Here is an 18,350-nt window from a genome sequence, read left to right on the forward strand (position 1 = left end):
ATGATTGTCATGAAACCTTCGTTACCAGCTCTCCGCGCCTTTGACGCCGCTGCTCAGCACGGCAGTTTTCGAGCAGCGGCTGAACACCTGTCGGTGACGGCGACCGCGATCAGCCATCATGTACGCGGTCTTGAGGATCAGCTGGGCACGAAGCTCTTCGTTCGCAGTGGACGGGATGTCGTCCTGACCGAAGACGGCGCAAGACTGTCAGAGGCCACAGTCCAGGCATTTGGGATACTTGATGATGCTGTTCGAACGCTCCACCGTGATTCACGCAAGGTTGTGCGCCTGGCTGTGGGCCCAATTTTCACGGCACGTTGGTTGATGCCGCGGATAAGCGAATTCTGGCAAGCTCACCCGAATATCGAACTCGAATTTCTCCCATCCTTCGAACCGGGTGCTTATGCCAATGAAACCATCGACATCGTCATACGTTGGGACCGCATTGAAGGATCGGACCCCAAGGCAATCAAACTGCTCGAACTCAGCCCTGCGGCCATTGCCTCTAAGGCTTTCATCGAAACGCATCCCGCCATTTGCCACCCAGACGATCTGAAGCGTTTGCCATTGCTGCATCAAAGAAATCACTGGGGGTGGCTGGATTGGTTTACGGCGATGAATGTCGCTGTCGACTCGCCTCTGCGGGGGCCAATTTTTCAGGACGCCAACACCTTGCTGAGAGGTGCCGCTGATGGACAGGGCGTGGTGATCGGCTGGCTGCCTCTTATTGACCAGGATCTTGCTGACGGTCGTGTTGTCCGCCTCTTTGACGAGGACATCTCCCCGACTCATGGATATTTTGTCGAAATGCGCGGTGGCCTTGCGCACCGAGCAGAAGTGCGTCGAGTTGTTGAATGGCTGACGGGCGGTGCATGAAAGGCAAGCTTGTGTTGGCACTGTCGTAAAGCGGAAGAATCCCCGCCATGTCGCCAGTCGTTATGACGAAACCGCAGAAAGCTACCTCGGCTTCGTCGACATCGCATCAATCCGCATCTGGATGCGCCATTTGTTGGCGTAACCTAGAAAGAAATATGGTCCAATGGCCTAGGATGGCCAGTTTCTCCGCCGCTGCGCAGCATTGTGAAGCAAGCAGATGCAACGAGTTTCATGCTGCGTGCGCACGCAGCGCAAAATCTGAGCCTTCCGCTGTGGGCTCACTGCCGACTTTCTCTACGACGTGCCCGAACTGGTGCGTAGAGCCCATAACGGTCATTCTTGGGTAGTTGAGCATGGCGAGCGCATCCGGCAGGGTTCTGGAGCAAAGCAGTCATGGATGTGTGACATAGCACTAAGCATATTGAGTTCACTGCCGCCAATTTCCGGCGAGTCGTTAATGATCGCTAAGAAATTTCAGAGGGAGTAATCGCTGTGGTGTACCAAACGTCAACTTTGCAATAACAATTACACCCAGCCGCTCAGTTCAAGCCCTCCAATGGCAATTGTGATTAAACCAGACAGAAAGCAGAAACTCTATAAGCGAATGAAAAAGCATGAAGATATCTTTCAGGTTTCAAGTCAAATAAACCTCTTTAGAGGTCCAGGCTCCTTGAAACAACTTTGTATTTTCCCTGTTTTGAGTTTTTTGCCACTCGCACTCCTATGGGTTCTGCATCGCACAGCGTTGACGATTCCGCCTAAAGCGGTGGGGATATTAATAGCGGGTACTCTCCTGATCGGCGCTTTGTGCCTCACGACTCCGTTCATAAGACGAATTCGAGTGGACCTAGAGAAATCCGTTTCAATGGGGGTTCACGTTTCTTGGGGTGTTTTGCACAGACAGAACGTGCACGGAATAGCATCTCGTGGCGTCGTCGTGGCTCTTTTTGCGCCACTCATGGTCGCCATTCTCGCGTCGGCCGACTACTTTTTGGAGGGACAGTTCAGGGTGGCATATGTGCCAACGCTCTTCTTCTCCATCCTGATTCTGATGGCGGCAGGCTCTAGAGCTGTTGGCGGAAAGATTCCTTTTCTTGAGTTTTTTTTGATTGGTTTTTCCGTTTTCACGCTCGTTGGGCTGAATATGTGGTCCGCCAATAGCTGGTCTTGGCTCAGCATGTTGGGCTCATTTGAGCGCTTGCTTTTCGGACTTGTTGTCGTTGTGATTAGTATTCCCGCGCAGTACTTTTTGGGGTCCACGATCACACATTGGTTCCTGAGCCCGACAATACTTAATCTTCCAATTCGAAGAAGCTATCCCCGAAAAAAATTGCGTGTTTATAACTTAATAGGATTTATTGAATACCTTCTCGTGCGACAATACGATGTGATGGCTAGCTCGGCGATAGCTATCTCAGTCTTGGTGTATTGGTTGTACAGCTATTCGAGTTCATCTCTTGTTTTTGTATTTTTGAGTCTGGCAATATACTTGCCGGTAGTGTCAGCTTCGATGCTGACCGGTAAGCGAGTGCAAGCCGCTGAACTGCGCTTTGTGCGCCGTATGGCAATGCAAACTTCCGCGGTTTCGATAGTATCCGTGAATTTGCTTCTGCCTGTAGCCTATTCAGTAGGTTGGCTTTTTTTTCAGGCTTACGTCATAGTTTTCGGGAGTTTTGGTGGCTACCCAATTCCCGAAATGTTCTATTCGTTTAGAACGCAATCTCCGCTTGAATTACCTTTGCTCGAACAAGCCGAAGCAGCGTTTGTTTCTGTATGCATCCTACTCGCCGCATCTTGGTTTCTTTTCATCTTGCATACACGTTCATGGCGTGAGTTCGTCTACTTAGGAGCTTCCGTTGGACTCGCAATTGTGGCCCCATACCTTTCTTTACCCGAACAATTCATAGAAACACGTCTACCGATAACGCAACAAGTACCGTCTGTTGTCTTAGGCCTTATTATACCTGCTGTCAGAGGCTTTTTTGTGCAGGACCTAGAAGAGGGTTTTGTAGGATCGAAGGTGGAGTTAACCTGCGACATTTGTGGAGAGCAGAATCTGCCTCCTGATGCCCGCTTTTGTAGCATGTGTGGCCATGTGATTGACCAATAGCGACTTGGTTCGAAGGAGCCCTGAGCTGACCTTCATTGGTGGCCTGAGTATTGCACTTGTGGCAAGTTGCAAACAGCGTGTAGCGGTCATAGATGTGATTAACTGCCGACCAGAGTTTCAAGAGCAGGGGTTGGGGCTGTTCGAACCGCTGGAGTTATACCTAGCAGTTCTGAGGAGCTAGCGTAGATTCTCGCAGTAGGAGCTGAAGGTGTCGACGTCAAATTCGACTTGTCAGCTTGAGTCGTTTAAGTTTTCCGCATTCTAATATTCAGTTGCCAAATAGGAATTCAAATGTCGACTAACGGTCTTCAACCTGGCGAATTGTCATTAGCTGATCTCATTCAGGCGATGAAGCCTACTCAGTTGTGGGGTTCGATAGTATCCTTCGCGGCGGTAGTTTGTGGCGCTTGGTATTTCGGCTACTGGGTAAAAGACCAACAAGCAGCGTTCGATTACCGCGAATTGAACGGCCAAATAAGTGAAGTTAATGCCGAACTGGAGTCGCTCGCTAAGGTTAGTGAGGCGCAAAGCAAGGAAATCAAATTCTTGTCCAAGAAAAACCGGCTTCTTTCGCTCTTGGTACTTTTTAGCGAAGAAGATGCTCGTCGGCTGGAGCTACTAGATAAGATAGAAAACGGGTCAACAGACGACAAAACTGAGTTGGATTTTGTTGAATCGCAAAAGAAGTGGAGGGCGATTGGCAACAACCTGTTGGAATTTGTTGAGGCGCTGGACACGGAAGGCGGTGCTGGTAGTTCCTCTGACGTAACAATGCGGTTAGGAAAGGGAATTTCCGGCCAGACTATTACATTTGTTGAAGACGGAAGTGTTTGGCCTTTGCCAGACATTTTGTTTGCAGCGGCGGACTGAATGCTCGGTTCCGTGTACGGGCTGGAATACCAAAGCAGCTCTGAGGGCACCTCAGAGCCTCGCAGTCGTCGGCGATGTGAAGGAAAGGCTCAAGTAGGTGTTCCGTCAATGCCCGCACTGAGCCCTCAGGAGACCTCGGAATTTTGCACTGCGAGCGCACACCGCGCCGATTTTTCTGCAGGTGCATCATCTTGAGCACGGCAATTCGGTGTAAGGAACGGCCATTCGCGCCAGACGCAGCGAGGTTTTGTCAGGTAATGAACGAGACGCGGACAGAGCGGACTTGTGCAGGTGCGGCTATTGCTGACGCAACATTCATTTGCTCTTGCAGCACGACCATCGCTGAATTGCAGCCCATGTCCGCGTATCAGTCACTTAAAATCGAAATGGTGAACGGTTGGTAAGCAAATTTCGTACGATCCAAAATACGACCTTGGCTGAAGAAGTTACAAAATGATACGGGTCGGTTTCTCTAGAACCCTTGCATCAGCATGTCGACCGCAACAGTGATCCGATCAAAATCATCACCCAAATTGGAAACCTGCGACTTGAGAATTCCAACGGGAACTGCCGCCATAAACTGGGTGACCATGACGACCGGTTCACCGTCGATGTTAAAAACCGGGTTAAGACGTGCCGCCGGTTTTGGTGCCCTCGATTTCGGCAGCAGCGGTACAACAACACGCGTATTCAGATCGCTCAGGAGATCAGTCTGGACATCCAGAAGAAAGCCTGCGCCGGATGGGTTTGGGAAGACGTCGTATTTTGGCATTAGAACTGCCTGAAGCGTTCCAGTGGAAGACCATGCCGCTCGACATAAGAATTGGAGCTTCTGAGTGCAGAGGCGTTTTCTGCTTTCCAGCGCTCAGACTTTGCCGCTGTGACCGCCGCACGCACGCCCTCTTCGGCCGCGCGAGACAGGTTCACCTTGAGCGCTTTGGCCTCGGACAGCAATGCGCTATCGAGTGACAAGTTTGTGGGTTTTCGCGTTTGAGCGTTCATTTTTTACTTTCCCTATGCACGCAGGATACCGCCATAAGATATGCGCGTCAAATATGCGCATGCATAAAGTAAGAGTGTAGGGCATGCTTCGTGGAGGCCGGCCAGCTGCAACGCCCGATTGGAGTTATCATTTTCCAGTTGGCGTAATGGATCGAAGGTGATTGTTCCGAGGAACGGCTCGAAATTGCCTGACACCGGACTGACTCTCAGATGTGAAAGCCTAAGCAGCGTAATTCCCCTATAAGTAGAACCCCGCCTCTAACCAGATTACCTGGGGTGCGCCAATTTGCAACTGAAACGCCCGCACATCACTGGAAGTAAATGGGAAAATTACGTAGCTTTCTATTAAAGAAATGGGTTTTAGACTCCAGCTGCTGCCGAACCGATGGTTGTGTCGCGTAATTTTGGAGAGAACGGGAACAACCACTCGTTGGACACACCTTTCCGGCGATTTCAGCAGATTGGCGAATCCCAGAGGTCCAAGGCAAATCGAGTTGCTGTTTTCGGATCATGTTCACGGCCACAATGCCGTCCAGTATCGGGGGCGTGGATACGAAAGATTTGAATCCGCACATGTGCCGAAGGTTCTGTTGCAAACTTTTGACATTGACGCTGGTTAGGTTCGTTCAATCGTGACGAATGTCTAATGTGCGGACTTTCCCGACATTTGTTTTTGCAAATTCGCTGACGTAGCATTTACTCGCAGTTGTGGCACGATCGCCGTTGCTGTGCGGCCTGTGCCGCCAATCCGGTCATTCACCAGCCGTACTTTGGCCAGGACCGAAACCGCTCTTTCGCCGCACCCTTGTCAGACAAACATGACGCGGACATTGCTGCCTTCAACTTGTTAAGACAAACTGGCAACCGCGCCGACAAATTCGGTCCACCGCTCGCGATCCACAAACCCATAATGTCCTGCGCCCTCCCACTCGTGCGCTGTACAGCTGGGAAGCTCAGAGCAAAGGTGTCGTGGCATTTCCGGTGAGATGATATCGTCCGCAGTCCCATAAAACATCTCCACGGGTTGCTGGATCTCCCTTGGCGAAAATCCCCAGTCCCACAGAGCCATTGTCATTTCGAAAACTCCTTCCTCGTGTTGCAGATAACCAAGGCGAAAGTTTTCTTCGAACAAGGCTTGCTGCTCAGGATTGCGGAGTATTGTCTTTGCCTCGTTGGGCATTTGATCAACAACAGACTCCACATACGATGGGATATCCTTCAAAGCACTTTTGGCGCCCATACGCTCTGCCCATCGTATCAATAAGGTCAGATAGCGCAGTTTCGCGATGGTCTTCAGATCCTTCAGTACCAGCATTTTGGTAACGCCGGGCTCATCGAATGGCGCCACAGGAGAAGCGAGCGCGACCTTGCGCACCCGTTCGGGCATGTGAAATGCCACCGCCAATGCGTGGGGTCCGCCTCCGGAATGGCCGGCTACGTTAAATGTCTCGAGGCCAAGATGGTCAGCCAGGTCCTCCATATCGGCGCCCCAGTCGACCATTTTCCGATCCTTCTTCGGACTCGACCCTCCGACACCGGGCTGGTCTGCTGCAATCCAGCGCACACCAAGCGAAGCGGTCAGGTTGTCGTCGGGTTGACGAATGACGTGAGAGTCGGAAAACCCATGGCTAAAAATCACTGGTGTTCCGTCTGGGTCGCCGTAAGTGCTGAATGCGAGCGTTCTACCATCTCTGAGAGTTATGTGTTTGGTCACGTTGTTCTCCTAATACGAAATAACTTTGGGTTGTGAGTTCATTGGAGTGCTGGCAAAGATTAGATTCAGGTGCGCGAACCGTTCTAATTTATTAGGTACCTTATTCTTTGGTCCACATAGTGAAACGCGGAGGTCAGTTTGGGCTCAATCCAGATTGGACAACCTGATTGGTGACAATCTGATCAAGAGCTTATCGAAAGCTCCAACTTCTTGGAGCTTTCGCCGTTATGTTTGCATTCACACCTAGTCGGAGAATGTATACTCACCCAGATCACATAGGTTCAGCGAATAATCTTCGGCTTCGGAACCATCGGCAAAGACGCCACGGATATCATAGACACAGGTCGTCAGCCCGTCTGCGATATCCACGCCAATTTCATATCCAGGGGCGAGATAGCCACCCGCCAAAAGGTTTGCTTCCCAATCGTCGGACGATGCGGGGGAGACGTTGAATTCTACCAGGTCGGCACTGCTGTCGTTGTAGAGCAGGAATTCCAGATCTTCCGCCTGAGCCGGTGAATGAATGGCCAATGCCGCAAAAGCCAGTGCCGCAGAGATTAGAGATTTCATCGTGTTGATCCTTCTGTTTGATAGGTAAACTGGTTGTGGGCCACCTTTGCTCGTGAGTGTCGGAGGAGAAGAATCCGCCGTGTTGCCCTCATGTCCGTCGCCAAAGTGTTGGGGACAGATGGAAGTCTGCTCTTTCGTTTTCTGCATCGTCAATGAAGCCTTATTGGCACTCGCAGCGTTTTTTTTTGCTTTCTTGATTGCTTCGGCCGCTTTGGCTGCGTTTGCACCCAAATCATTCCTCTTTTTGGGAATGACGTTGTCTATGTGGGGCCACTTGACCAACGCTGCATCAACGCGGCCCCGACATGGATTGGGCAACAGTTGCCGAAGATATCCCTGCTTATTCCAACAGCCCTTTTTCCTGATAGTATTTCAGCGCGCCGGGATGGATTGGCGCTGAAAGACCAGCCGTGACCATTTCTTCTTTGGTCAGGTTGGCAAAGGCCGGATGAAAGGTGCGAAAATCGTCGAAATTCTCGAAGATGGCTGACACCAATGCATAGACCGCCGCATCAGATACGTCGGCTGACGTCACGAGTGTTGCACCGACCCCAAAGGTCTCGACGTTGTTATCGGTGCCACGATACATGCCGCCGGGTATTGTGGCCGAACGATAATAGGCGTTGTTGTCGATCAAGCCCGTTACTGCTTCACCCGTCACTGGCACCAGCTTCGCATCGCATGTGGTGGCGGCCTCGGTCAGATTACCCGAGGGATGGCCAGCCGTGATAATGAACGCGTCGATCTGGTTGTCGCACAAAGCGCTGGATTGCTCGGCTGACTTCAACTCGGCGGCAAGGGCGAACGTGTCCTTTGTCCAGCCTTTGGCGTCCATAAGCACCTCCATGGTGCCACGCTGGCCAGAGCCGGGATTGCCGATGTTGACCCGCTTGCCCGCCAGATCGTCAAAATGTTCAATCCCCGAGTCCGCGCGGACCATCACGTTGAACGGTTCCGCGTGGACGGAAAACACTGCACGCAGGTCTTCGAAAGGCCCGGATTCTTCAAACTTAGAGGTGCCATTCAATGCGTGAAACTGCCAATCGGACTGGGCAACGCCGAATTCCAGCTCACCTTCACGGATCGTGTTGATGTTATAGACCGAACCGCCAGTGGATTCGACCGTGCAACGTACGCCGGTTTCCTTGCGGTTTTTGTTCATCAGACGACAGATTGATCCGCCGGTGGGATAGTAAACCCCGGTCACACCACCTGTGCCGATTGTGACAAACTCTTCTGCCTGCGCCGCAGCAACTCCGAGTGCCAGTGCGGCAGCGGAAGCTAAGATCATATTCTTTTTCATCGTTTCCTCCCTTCTAAAGTACATTTATTCGTTTAGTGACTAGTGTGATTTCATCACATCCAGCTTCTTCAGACCGACCCAATAACTTCCTGATATCCAAACAGCGCCGGAAGCCCACCAGTGTGCAGCATGACGACCTTTTGGCCCTTTCGGATCACGCCCACGTCTAGCAGCCCAATGAGGCCGGCAAAGGTCTTGGCCGAGTAGACCGGGTCCAAAAATATGCCTTCGGTACGCGCCATGAGGTTCAGGGCATCACGCGTTCCTTCCCCGACCCGTCCGTACCCCGGCGCGAGCGCACCATCCCAGACATCGATGTCGTTCATGACAATCGCCGGGTCGAATCCCATCAAGTCAGCCAGTTTACTGAGGACTTTCTCCATGCGCGCGTTTTGTTGTTTTTGATTGCGACGCACACAGATTCCATAGACGGGCGCGGGCATCCCGGACAGCCGTAGGCCCGTGAGAAACCCGCCATGGGTTGAGCCGCTGCCCGAAGGCACGACTGCGGCATCAAAGTCGCTGATTTGCGCGCTCAGTTCCGCACCCCCCTGCACATAGCCCAATGCCCCCAAGGGCGGGTGGTCGATACCAAGATGGATGACATAAGGCCGGTGGCCGGCAGCAACCAACTGAGCCGCCCTCTCATGCAGGGCATTGTCCGCACCGACTTCATCTTCGCCTACCGGAAAGCGCATGTGTTCTGCGCCCAGAATTTTGGCCAGCAGGACATTACCTGAATGGTAATATTGCTCTCCCATCCCCGGCACCCGCTCTTCCAACTGCAGAACAGACTTCATCCCGAGACGGGCGGCCGCCGCGGCCGCTGTGCGCACAAAGTTTGATTGTACTGCTCCGGTTATCAGAACGGTATCAGCCCGTTGTTGTACCGCTTCGCCAAAATAGAACTCCAACTGACGCGTCTTGTTGCCGCCAAAGCTAAGCCCGGTCAGGTCGTCGCGCTTAAGCCAGAGGTCAATACCAAGGCGGTCTGACAGGCGATCCAACCTTTCGACCGGCGTGACTTCAGTCATCAATCGGGCGCGCGGGAACTTAGACAGCTTCCGGTCGAGTTTCTTTTGTTCAGTCATCACTTGTCATCCAACCAAATAGGCACGGCGGAACAGGGCCGCGCACGCGAGAATCGAGATCAACCGAATGGCGTGGGTAATGGCCTGCTGTGGCAGCAGCGGGCCGATCAGGTGCCCCAGCAGACTGCCCGCAATCGTGGCCGCAACAAACGGCCAAAGCCACGGAGCGCTGGCAAAGGCCGCCCAGTCCGACAGGCAGTGCAACGCAAAGGCTGAACCATATGCGATCAATGCCACAGGCTGTACCAACCTACGCGCTTCGTGCGGGGTTCGGCCCAATGCCAGAAAGCCCAGAATCATCAAAGGACCGGGGGTCGCGGCCCATACGGTGGCAAGGCCAGACAGGCCCGAAATTGCCTGAAACCCCTGTGGGCCGACCCTGTTTTCCTGCGGCAACAACGAAGTCGCAACTCCGACAAGTAAAAGAACGCCGGTCAGGACCAAAACCAAGCGTTCCGACAGATAGGGGTAAATCAAGAGACCGAGAGCTATGCCCGCCAGGCACCCAATCACCGCATTCCGGATCAGTGCCTTATTCTTCACCCACACCCGCCTATTCGACGCGACAAGCGAAACGAGCGTGTTCAACATGAGCAAAACCGGAACAGCTGTGGTCGTCCCCAGCAACACCATCATCACAGGCGCTGCGACGATGCTGAACCCAATCCCGACCCCAACCTGAATCGCCGCACCTGTTAAAATGGCAAGCAGCAAGATCAGTAAGTCAGCAGGCACGTTTCGATCCATTACTTGGCAGTTCATGCACGGAACGGTAACGCCAGACAATCTTAATGAAAAATCATCTTATTGTATTTGTTGATACGTATATGTTATCGACCTATATGCGTATAACTGCCCGACAAATTGAGCTTTTTCAGATGGCCTACCGACACCGGTCCACGCGAAAGGCGGCTAATGCCCTGCACATATCTCAGCCCGCCGTAAGCCGTGTGGTCGCTGAACTTGAGGCAGAAATGGGCGTGCCCCTGTTCGATCGATCGGGACGTAAGTTCGAGCCAACCTCTGCGGCGCACAGTCTGCAGCAGACAGTTCTGAAACACTATCAGGGTTTGGGACGTATCCGGGAGGCCGCAATTCAGATCGCCTCTGGCACAGGAGGGCATTTGCGTGTGGCAACCGTTCCGGCGGTGGCCGATACCCGCGTTGCGGTTGCGGCCGGCAAACTCATGGCGGAACTCGCGGCCCTAAGGGTGGATGTCGATGTCCTGGACGAGAGGGCCGGGATGGCCGCGTTGCACGAAGGACGGGTGGATTGCGCCATTGTATCGTCTGACCCCGGCGACCCAAATCTGGCTTGCACGCGGCTGGCCGACCTGCAACCCGTGGTGATTGTTCCCCGCGATGACCCGCTGGCCGATGCGCGTAGAATGTCGGCTGCCGAACTCGCCGAGGTTCCTCAAATCATGCTGACGCCTCGTAGCCCGTTTCGCCGCGCAGTGGAGATAATGTTCGATAGCTGTGAGGTTTCGTTTCAGGTAAGAGCCGAAGTTCAGACGCAATCTGCTTTGGTGCGCATGGTCGCTCAGGGCGCAGGCCGCGCAATCGTCGACAAAGATATTTTGGCTGCGTTGCAAGCAGACGATGTTTCCGTCGTGCCTTTAACTTCGGACCTTAGTTGGCCGGTCCGAATGATCACCTTTTCCGCATCAAATGACATTCCTGGATTGCAGAGATTTACGAATGAACTGAAAGAGCACCGGGGTCAGTCCCATTAACTACAGGAGTAAAGACGGCCCTAACTGGACACTGACCAACCGTGCGGTCGCTGCGGCGTGGCATCTGCTTAGCTGCCGTTCGAAAGTTGCGCAGATTTGCAGAACCCAGGTCCGGCATTTGTTTGTCCGGCGGTTTAGATCAGCGCGGCTGAAGCAGATTCTCATAGCAACATATCCCAAGGGATTCCGCATAGTGCAACGACCATTATATGATAGCATCGAACCAAACTCTCTCACTCACAGTCGTCCAAGCGAACAGAGGTACAGAAAGACAAATATTTGCTGTCACTTCGGTCCAAAGATATCGAGACTGCCTACAATGCGCTCGCTCTTTGCGCAGGGTTTTTGGTTGCACCGTCAGTTGGCGGCGCGGTTAAGCTCGGGTTTGAGATCAACGACGTCAAGGCTTCGCTGACAAGGGCCGACAAAACGACGCTCAAGAACTTTACGGACAAGATGATCTCAAGTGCGGAAAGCGCGTTGGAAGGATTTGCGGCCGATGCGCCGCCTGACGCGGCAGTCCTATATGCCCAGATGCTCGAGCTTTCCGCTCCGAAAGCTACGGATATCTCTGGCAGCGCCCTTAACGCCGATACTCTAGCCTTGCACATGGTCGAGCAACTTGAGGATCCCGAACACAAATCCATGCGCGATCTCTTTGTTCTGCTGACCTCGGCGGCGTTAAAACCACTTCTCGCCGATCCGGATTTTGTCGAACAGATTAAACCCGCGATCTACGCCCAAATGTTGTCAGGCACACAGGCCATTCAACGCGACCTGGCTGAGCTTGTTCGGAAACATGGCAGCCTCGACGCTGTCGTCGACACGGTCAAAAATGCCGCCGACGCCGAATTTCGAATTCTGGCGGCGGCTTTCAAGCTGCCCGACGCGGACACCGCCCCGCGCAGTAAGCTTATCGCGGATATCATCCACAAAGCCCAGGAGTGCGATCAGGTTCAGGCGACACTAGATGACGTCGATGATACCGATCCGGTCGTGCAATCCTATCTGGAGCACGCCCAGACCGCGTTGAGTCAGATGAATCTTTCCGCGGCGCTTTTTCTTTTGAGAGAGGCAAGGAAAGTGCTTGAAGACAACTCTCTGCGCAAAACCCTGGAATTCCGCGCCAACATTGCGGAGCCCGAAGCGATGGTGCATCTCCTGAACTCTCAACCGCAGGAGGCGTTCCGACTTTTCGAAAGCACCGCAAATGGCATGGCGATGGTTGATGAACATGACGCCGCCATGAGGCGCTCGAATTATGCACTTGCGCTTATGGCTTATGGCGATCGTTACGGCACCGACGGGTACCTCTACGGGACGCGCATCATCGACCCTTTGCTCAGTGAAGCGGCAGCCGAACTGCCGGCCGACGTTACCGCCCGTCTTTTCCTGCATCGGGGCACGATACACGCTAAATTCTATGCGGCCCTGGGGCATTTGGACGGGCAAGATCAATTCAAGGCAGCAGAAGAAGACCTGATTTCCGCTCAGATCATTGCTGCGGACGTGTTGTCCGATTTTCACAGCGCGGCAACGGCGCGGGCGACGGCGGGATGGCTCAATCTGCAGGCCGCTCAGTTCACCCTTGATGCCGACGCCGATCCCTTTCTGCAACAGGCCGAAGAACTCCTCTCGATTGCTCGCAAGCTCTATGAACAGTTGGATGCCCAGTTCGAGTTGGCGCTGGTGAAGCTGGACCTTGCCGATCTGCTGGACCGAAAATCCGTTCGCGCAGACCACACCGAACGGGCGACGATGTGCCAGAAGGCGATCGACCTGGTCGCTGAAAGTGAAGAACAACTCGTAATGGGCGATCATCCCGCCGAACTGGCCCGCGCGCGCTATCTCGCGGCAAAGCTTCTCTGGAACGAAGCGATTTACAGGCTTGGCACGGGGGGTGCTGAACTGCTTAATTCGGCGATGGCCTTTGCAAACAGCGTAATTGAATTGCGCGCTGTAGAAGCGGATCCCCTGGGATGGGCCGAGGCAACACTGCTGATCGGCGAAATCCGAGCGGATCAGGTGATCCACAATAGGGAAGAAGATCGAATTGCCGGTTTCAAAGAGGCCGTGAAAACCATGCAAACCGCGATCAGGATCTACGAGGAGATGGGAACTGAAGAACAGATCGCAAAAGCGCGGCGCGCGTTCCAACGTTTGAGCTGGCAGATCGAGGAGGAAGGCAACGTTGACACTGTATGAAGTCCTGGACCGGGCCTCTTACGCCGTCAGCGGGTCAAACTGATGAGCCCCTTCGTTAATATTCGTATTCTGTTCCGGCCCTTAGCTGCCTTCGGCCAAAGCCGTTAACGCCGCGATGCAACATCACGAAAGCGGACGATCGTGTAAGTACCCCTATCCAGTCGGTGCGACGTCGGTTGGACGAACAGAACGCCCAACCATTAAGGGCGCATGCATTCAATGACTCACAATGCCGTCAGTTCTGTTGGGCTAGCTTGTCCGCATTCTCTGCCGCCCATTCATGCATCTTCTGCAACACCGGGATCAGGCTTTGCCCCAATGCGGTCAGGCTGTATTCCACATGCGGCGGGATGGTCTTGAAGTCTTTGCGTGACACAAAGCCCGCGTCTTGCAACTCGGTAAGTTGGCGGGTCAGTGTGCGGTGCGTGATGCTGCCAAGGTTGCGCTGGAGCTGATTGAATCGAGATGTTTCCTGCGCCAGCCAATAGATGATTAGCAGTTTCCACTTGCCTGAGATCGCCTCGATCAATGGCTCAATCAGGCAGTTTTCATCCGGTTCGAGTGGCGCCATTACAGTATCCTAAGTGACCGTACTTGTTGTCTTGATCTTGTGCTTCTAACTACGGCTCAGACCAACGGAATGCAACGAGGAACAGGATGACCCAGAAGAAAGTCGTAATTGTAGGCGGAGGATATGTCGGATTTGAGGTCGCCAAGGCATTGGATGAACACGCTGATATCACGCTAATCGAACAGCGCGAAGCTTTCGTGCAGCCACCAGCGGCCATTCGCGCGCTGTTGCAGCCTGATCTGCTGGATCAGATCATCCTGCCATACGACCGTTTGCTGGCGCATGGCCGGGTCGTTCGTGGCCGCGCAACGGCGGTGACCCAGTCCGAGGTCACGCTGGAGGACGGCACCGTCTATCCCGCCGACTACATCGTACTGGCTACTGGATCGTCCCATTCGGCGCCGTTCAAACCGGCTGGCGACAGCATTGAGGACTTTCGCAAGATCAACGCGGACGTCAGTGCAAAACTGGCCACCGCCAAATCAGTGTTGATCGTAGGGGCGGGCGCTGTTGGCACCGAGCTGGCTGGCGAAATCGCCGCGGCACAGCCTGACAAGATCATCACGTTGGTGTCGTCTGACATGTCACTGTTTCCAATGTATCCTGACAAGCTGGGCGCGCAGCTGAAACGCAAGCTTGAACGTGCTGGTGTGAACGTCGTGCTGGGTCAACGGGCGGAGAACCTGCAAAAGTTGGATATGCCCTATGCCGGATCAGTCCAATTGACCGATGGCCGGGTTATTAATGCCGATCTGGTTTTCCCCGTGATCGGATCCAGGCCAAATGCAGCTCTGGCGAGAACGTTGCCTAGGGTGACCATTGCACCCACTGGTCGGATCAAAACAGACAAGTGGCTGCGCCCCTCCGAGCATCCGAACGTTTTCATCGCAGGTGACATTGCAGACGTCGGCGATGGTATGACTATTGTCGCCATCTCCCGGCAGAACCCGTGGCTGATCAAGACCTTGAAAAGGGCGTTGAGCGGGCATGCAATCGAAGAACAAAAGCCTTATACGCCTTGGAAGAAGGCCCCGATCCTTCTCCCCTTAGGTCCAAAAAACGGAAACAGTTGGCTGTTTGCGACGGTTGGCGATTGGGTCACCCGCCAGATGAAGGGAAAGAACCTCTTCATTCCGAAATACCGCAAGGCGTTCGGGCGCTAGGCAAATTGGCCGGAACCAATCCAACCGCAGTGAGAGCGATTGAGGACATCATCCAATGACACGCGTTGATCTTCCCAAATTTCCGACGCGCCACGGCTTTATGAGCGAGCGCATTCAGCAGGTCTATATCAAATCGGCGATCGAAAAAGGACTGCTGCCGTCCGAAGCACACCGCATGGCAGAAGTCGTTTCGCTGACCGCATCAGGTGACACTTCAAAGCCAATCCAGTTTTGGCAGCTTTTCTCGATCCTCGGACAAGACGCCATTGTCGGCATCGTCGCTCGTTTCTATGAACGGGTCTTTGCAGATGAGCCTTGGTTCGCATCTGTCTTCGAACGGGTCGGTGGGCTGAACCATCATGTTGCGACCCAAGCCTCAATGTGGATCGACGTCATGGGCGGCGGCCCCTACTACCATGGTGCCGAGCTTCGATTGAGCTTTCATCACACGCACAACGCCATGGCTTTGATGAACGACAAGGGTGCGGAGCGATGGGTCAGCCTGATGCGCCTGACGTTGGATGCTTCTGCGGATCTGATGACGGATGATCCGCGCGTGCGGACGAGCCTTAACACGTTCCTCGCCTTTTTCATGACCAAGTACGCCGTTGAGTTCGCTTTCGAAGATCGGCACATCTTTGGTGAAACGAACGGCCCGCTGAAGCGCCGGATCAACTTCATGAAGATGACGACTGAAGCAATCGAAGGTTTGAGCGAGCAAGAACTGAGCGATGCGCTGGCAGAGCGTGGCGTCGACGTCTCGCAATACCCGGACAAGCAAGCGCTTGTCGGCAAGGCGCTGATGATGTGATATCGGTCCCTAACCGGTCCTTGAGCTTTGCCAACTGATGCTGCGGTTGCGCCCGCATTGCCGATCTTCGTGCGCGGTGCAGCATTTCAACTGGGGATACTGACGGCAGTAGCGGACAAATTTGCTGTCGGTGCTTCGGATCACATTCACTGAATGTTACTACGGAGTCCACCCAACCAACCCAACACTGAAACCGAATCAACGATTTCATTAGAATATCCATTCAGGGCACTATCGACGTATCGCCCACGTGCATACTCTGAAAAAAGGAAATGTGCCATGATCCGTTCAGCAACACCGGTCGTGCGGACCGGAAACTATCCGAGGGCCCATGCATTCTACACCGAAGTACTTGGGTTCACCTGTGTTGAAGAGGGCGGTGAACCTGCCAAATTTGGAATCTTCAAGCGCGATGGGGCTGTCATTTTCGTCAATGGTCACAAAGGGGCTGATACCCAGTACGATCATTGGCGTGCTTACTTCCATGTGGATGATATCGACAGCCTATCTCAGGAAATCCGCAATTCTGGCGGCACTTTGTCGAAAGACGTATGGACGACTGTCTACGAGATGCGTGAATTTGAGGTTACGGATCCCGACGACAACGTCCTCTGTTTCGGTGCTGATGCGTAAACAGTTCACTCCTGCTGCTTCCAAATACTAGCAAGCGCGCGAATGTCTCAAAAGGGATCAGTCCTTCCATTCATTTTGCAGACTGTTAAAGAGTTTCGCTTGAACCCACTGACCTGCTTTGCCCAGAGCGTGTTGAACCACCTAAATGGAACAGAAGCTTGTTACCAAAGTGGCTCTATTGAAGGAGCTCGTACTTTGGTCAGGTTCGGCCAATGCCGCTCCCGGAACCAACATCAGGCTTCGGCGATCATGGTACCCCAGCTGGACAGGCCGCCTTCTGTCTCACAGATGATTGTATCCATTCCCGTCAGTGCGTCGGTCCCGAAATAGCAGTCCGCGAAAGCCGGACCGCTTAGAAAAGCTAAGTTCAGGGCAACGATACCCAGTGCAGCAGCATGTTTCATGGTACTCACTCCTATTAGGTGAGCCCCATGTGGGGTTGGTTCTTGGCAGCAAATACTGTGCTGGAATTAAGTTTGCTTAATGTAAATCTGGTCGGACGGACCACCGCAGCATCCCAAACAGGAGTTTGATCTGAGAATACCCGCACCGGGTTTGCGGGAAACAGGTGCCTTAACAGTTTCGCAAGCCGTCCCTGACCTGTCCAATCCGAATTCTGAATTTTCAGCTGTGAGCAAGAAAAGCTATAACAAGAAGATCTGCCGCCGCAGCGCTCAGTGCCATTGGGATGTCATGCATTATGGTAAGCCGGGTCAAAGCTTGCAGGTCAACATCATAGCCATGAGGCGCCATTGGGTCGGCAAAGAAAATCACCGCGTCCAGCTCTCCGGTCGCGACGAGTGCCCCAAGTTGCTGGTCACCCCCTCTGGATCCGCGCTGCAGGCGTCGGACGTTCAATTCCGGGCAGGTGTTGGCAATAAGCGCGCCGGTATCGCCAGTGCAAATCAGTCGGTGCCCTGCCAAAGCCGTTCTGTGGCGCAGCACCCAAGCGCGAAGATGTGACTTCCGGTCATCATGGGCCACCAGTGCAAATCTGCGCGGAGCCGTCGAGAACGCCTGAGCACTTGTGGTTATGGCGAGGATCGAACGGACCTGATCGACAAAGCTTGCATCGGTCTGAAAAGCGCCGGCGAAAGCTGCCGTGCCGACCGTGAAACCTTGCGCACCGGATTCCGCGACTGCACCGATCTTGGCCTCGCTATCAATGCTACCGGCCACAATCACTGGCTTGGCAACGGCCTGTACCACTTGCCGCATCAGGGCAGGGACATCACCAGAAAACCGATAGGCCAGCAGATCCAGCCCGTGCACATGCTCGAGATCGGCCAACGCGCGGGCGGATGCAACGATGTCACTTACGGGACCTTCAAGCACACTGGGATGACCCGTGATCCGCCCGGGAAACGGGTAGTAGCGCAGAGGGTGATCGCGGGTCACTTCCGTGACCGCCGATGCCCTTGTCCCTCCGAGAAGACAATCGACGTCCAATCTCACGGCGGCGCGGGCCGACGCCAGTTCACTTTCTTCGTCAAGGCTGACGACTTCAAGATAGGACCTTCCGCCTGCTGCACGAATGGTCTGCGCCAACCCACGCAAATCTTCTAGCGGCAGACCCACATCCTTGAACCCGATATGGCGTGCGCCCCCTTCCAGCGCTTGTTCCAGACGCATGTGGGCGTCCGGAATGGTGCGGTCGTTCTCGGTCAGCATCAGGATGAAGTTGAACGCCATTAC

Annotated in this window: 18 protein-coding genes and 2 pseudogenes; 10 read left to right on the forward strand and 10 right to left on the reverse strand. The window is 53.9% G+C overall.

Annotated features, from left to right (window positions below; translation table 11 throughout):
- Positions 1 to 9: 9 nt before the first annotated feature.
- The 4 genes and pseudogenes from GOW16_RS14090 to GOW16_RS14105 all read left to right on the forward strand — a co-directional run bounded on the left by GOW16_RS14090 (position 10) and on the right by GOW16_RS14105 (position 3,856).
- A complete protein-coding gene (locus tag GOW16_RS14090; protein ID WP_170416054.1) occupies positions 10 to 876 on the forward strand; it encodes a LysR substrate-binding domain-containing protein in 867 nt (288 codons plus the stop codon).
- Between the two features lie 28 nt (positions 877 to 904).
- Positions 905 to 1,018: pseudogene (locus GOW16_RS14095) on the forward strand (IS5/IS1182 family transposase); the annotation flags it as partial.
- 414 nt (positions 1,019 to 1,432) lie between these two features.
- Positions 1,433 to 2,986, forward strand: a complete 1,554-nt coding sequence (locus tag GOW16_RS14100) for a zinc ribbon domain-containing protein (protein WP_170416056.1) — start codon at positions 1,433 to 1,435, stop codon at positions 2,984 to 2,986.
- Positions 2,987 to 3,277: 291 nt separating this feature from the next.
- Positions 3,278 to 3,856, forward strand: a complete 579-nt coding sequence (locus tag GOW16_RS14105) for a hypothetical protein (protein WP_170416058.1) — start codon at positions 3,278 to 3,280, stop codon at positions 3,854 to 3,856.
- A gap of 472 nt (positions 3,857 to 4,328) precedes the next feature.
- On the opposite strand, the gene GOW16_RS14110 is transcribed toward GOW16_RS14105, so the two are convergent.
- From GOW16_RS14110 to GOW16_RS14140, 7 genes are all read right to left on the reverse strand, one after another.
- On the reverse strand, positions 4,329 to 4,628 hold the full coding sequence (locus tag GOW16_RS14110; RefSeq protein ID WP_170416061.1) for a CcdB family protein: 300 nt from the start codon (positions 4,626 to 4,628) through the stop codon (positions 4,329 to 4,331).
- Entirely contained in the window at positions 4,628 to 4,858 is a 231-nt protein-coding gene (locus GOW16_RS14115) for a type II toxin-antitoxin system CcdA family antitoxin (protein ID WP_170416063.1), read from the reverse strand. The genes GOW16_RS14110 and GOW16_RS14115 overlap by 1 nt, the downstream gene beginning before the upstream one ends.
- A gap of 847 nt (positions 4,859 to 5,705) precedes the next feature.
- A complete protein-coding gene (locus GOW16_RS14120; protein ID WP_170416065.1) occupies positions 5,706 to 6,572 on the reverse strand; it encodes an alpha/beta fold hydrolase in 867 nt (288 codons plus the stop codon).
- Between the two features lie 243 nt (positions 6,573 to 6,815).
- Positions 6,816 to 7,142, reverse strand: a complete 327-nt coding sequence (locus GOW16_RS14125; RefSeq protein WP_170416067.1) for a hypothetical protein — start codon at positions 7,140 to 7,142, stop codon at positions 6,816 to 6,818.
- A 340-nt stretch (positions 7,143 to 7,482) separates the two neighbouring features.
- Positions 7,483 to 8,445 (reverse strand): TAXI family TRAP transporter solute-binding subunit, encoded by a 963-nt coding sequence (locus tag GOW16_RS14130; RefSeq protein ID WP_170416069.1) that lies wholly within the window; start codon positions 8,443 to 8,445, stop codon positions 7,483 to 7,485.
- A 68-nt stretch (positions 8,446 to 8,513) separates the two neighbouring features.
- Complete coding sequence (locus GOW16_RS14135) at positions 8,514 to 9,536, reverse strand: D-cysteine desulfhydrase family protein (RefSeq protein ID WP_170416071.1); 1,023 nt, start codon at positions 9,534 to 9,536, stop codon at positions 8,514 to 8,516.
- A gap of 6 nt (positions 9,537 to 9,542) precedes the next feature.
- Complete coding sequence (locus GOW16_RS14140) at positions 9,543 to 10,271, reverse strand: TSUP family transporter (protein WP_170416073.1); 729 nt, start codon at positions 10,269 to 10,271, stop codon at positions 9,543 to 9,545.
- A 56-nt stretch (positions 10,272 to 10,327) separates the two neighbouring features.
- On the opposite strand from GOW16_RS14140, the gene GOW16_RS14145 reads away from it, so the two are divergent.
- Positions 10,328 to 11,272, forward strand: coding sequence for a LysR family transcriptional regulator (locus GOW16_RS14145; RefSeq protein ID WP_170416075.1), 945 nt, complete (start codon positions 10,328 to 10,330; stop codon positions 11,270 to 11,272).
- A 534-nt stretch (positions 11,273 to 11,806) separates the two neighbouring features.
- The gene (locus tag GOW16_RS14150; protein ID WP_170416077.1) at positions 11,807 to 13,477 is read left to right on the forward strand and encodes a hypothetical protein; all 1,671 of its coding nucleotides are present in this window, start codon (positions 11,807 to 11,809) and stop codon (positions 13,475 to 13,477) included.
- Positions 13,478 to 13,712: 235 nt separating this feature from the next.
- Here GOW16_RS14150 and GOW16_RS14155 read toward each other — a convergent pair whose 3' ends face one another.
- Positions 13,713 to 14,048 carry a winged helix-turn-helix transcriptional regulator gene (locus GOW16_RS14155; protein ID WP_170416079.1) on the reverse strand — a complete coding sequence of 112 codons (336 nt, stop codon included), beginning with the start codon at positions 14,046 to 14,048 and terminating at the stop codon, positions 13,713 to 13,715.
- Positions 14,049 to 14,119: 71 nt separating this feature from the next.
- On the opposite strand from GOW16_RS14155, the pseudogene GOW16_RS22995 reads away from it, so the two are divergent.
- The 4 genes and pseudogenes from GOW16_RS22995 to GOW16_RS14170 form a co-directional block, all read left to right on the forward strand.
- Positions 14,120 to 14,269, forward strand: a pseudogene (locus GOW16_RS22995) (FAD-dependent oxidoreductase); the annotation flags it as partial.
- Entirely contained in the window at positions 14,246 to 15,211 is a 966-nt protein-coding gene (locus GOW16_RS14160) for an NAD(P)/FAD-dependent oxidoreductase (RefSeq protein ID WP_368039911.1), read from the forward strand. The pseudogene GOW16_RS22995 and the gene GOW16_RS14160, both read left to right, overlap by 24 nt.
- 55 nt (positions 15,212 to 15,266) lie before the next feature.
- Positions 15,267 to 16,022 carry a truncated hemoglobin gene (locus tag GOW16_RS14165; RefSeq protein ID WP_170416083.1) on the forward strand — a complete coding sequence of 252 codons (756 nt, stop codon included), beginning with the start codon at positions 15,267 to 15,269 and terminating at the stop codon, positions 16,020 to 16,022.
- A gap of 279 nt (positions 16,023 to 16,301) precedes the next feature.
- Positions 16,302 to 16,655, forward strand: a complete 354-nt coding sequence (locus GOW16_RS14170; RefSeq protein ID WP_170416085.1) for a VOC family protein — start codon at positions 16,302 to 16,304, stop codon at positions 16,653 to 16,655.
- Positions 16,656 to 16,888: 233 nt separating this feature from the next.
- Here the strand turns inward: GOW16_RS14170 and GOW16_RS14175 are convergent, their stop codons facing one another.
- Together GOW16_RS14175 and GOW16_RS14180 are read right to left on the reverse strand one after the other, a co-directional pair.
- Positions 16,889 to 17,059: a hypothetical protein gene (locus GOW16_RS14175; RefSeq protein WP_170416087.1), complete on the reverse strand. Its 171-nt coding sequence runs from the start codon at positions 17,057 to 17,059 to the stop codon at positions 16,889 to 16,891.
- Positions 17,060 to 17,279: 220 nt separating this feature from the next.
- Complete coding sequence (locus tag GOW16_RS14180) at positions 17,280 to 18,347, reverse strand: methylglyoxal synthase (protein WP_170416089.1); 1,068 nt, start codon at positions 18,345 to 18,347, stop codon at positions 17,280 to 17,282.
- Between the last annotated feature and the right edge of the window lie 3 nt (positions 18,348 to 18,350).

Origin of the sequence: Ruegeria atlantica (genome assembly GCF_013033965.1) — a bacterium.
GTDB classification, from domain to species: Bacteria; Pseudomonadota; Alphaproteobacteria; order Rhodobacterales; family Rhodobacteraceae; genus Ruegeria; species Ruegeria atlantica_D.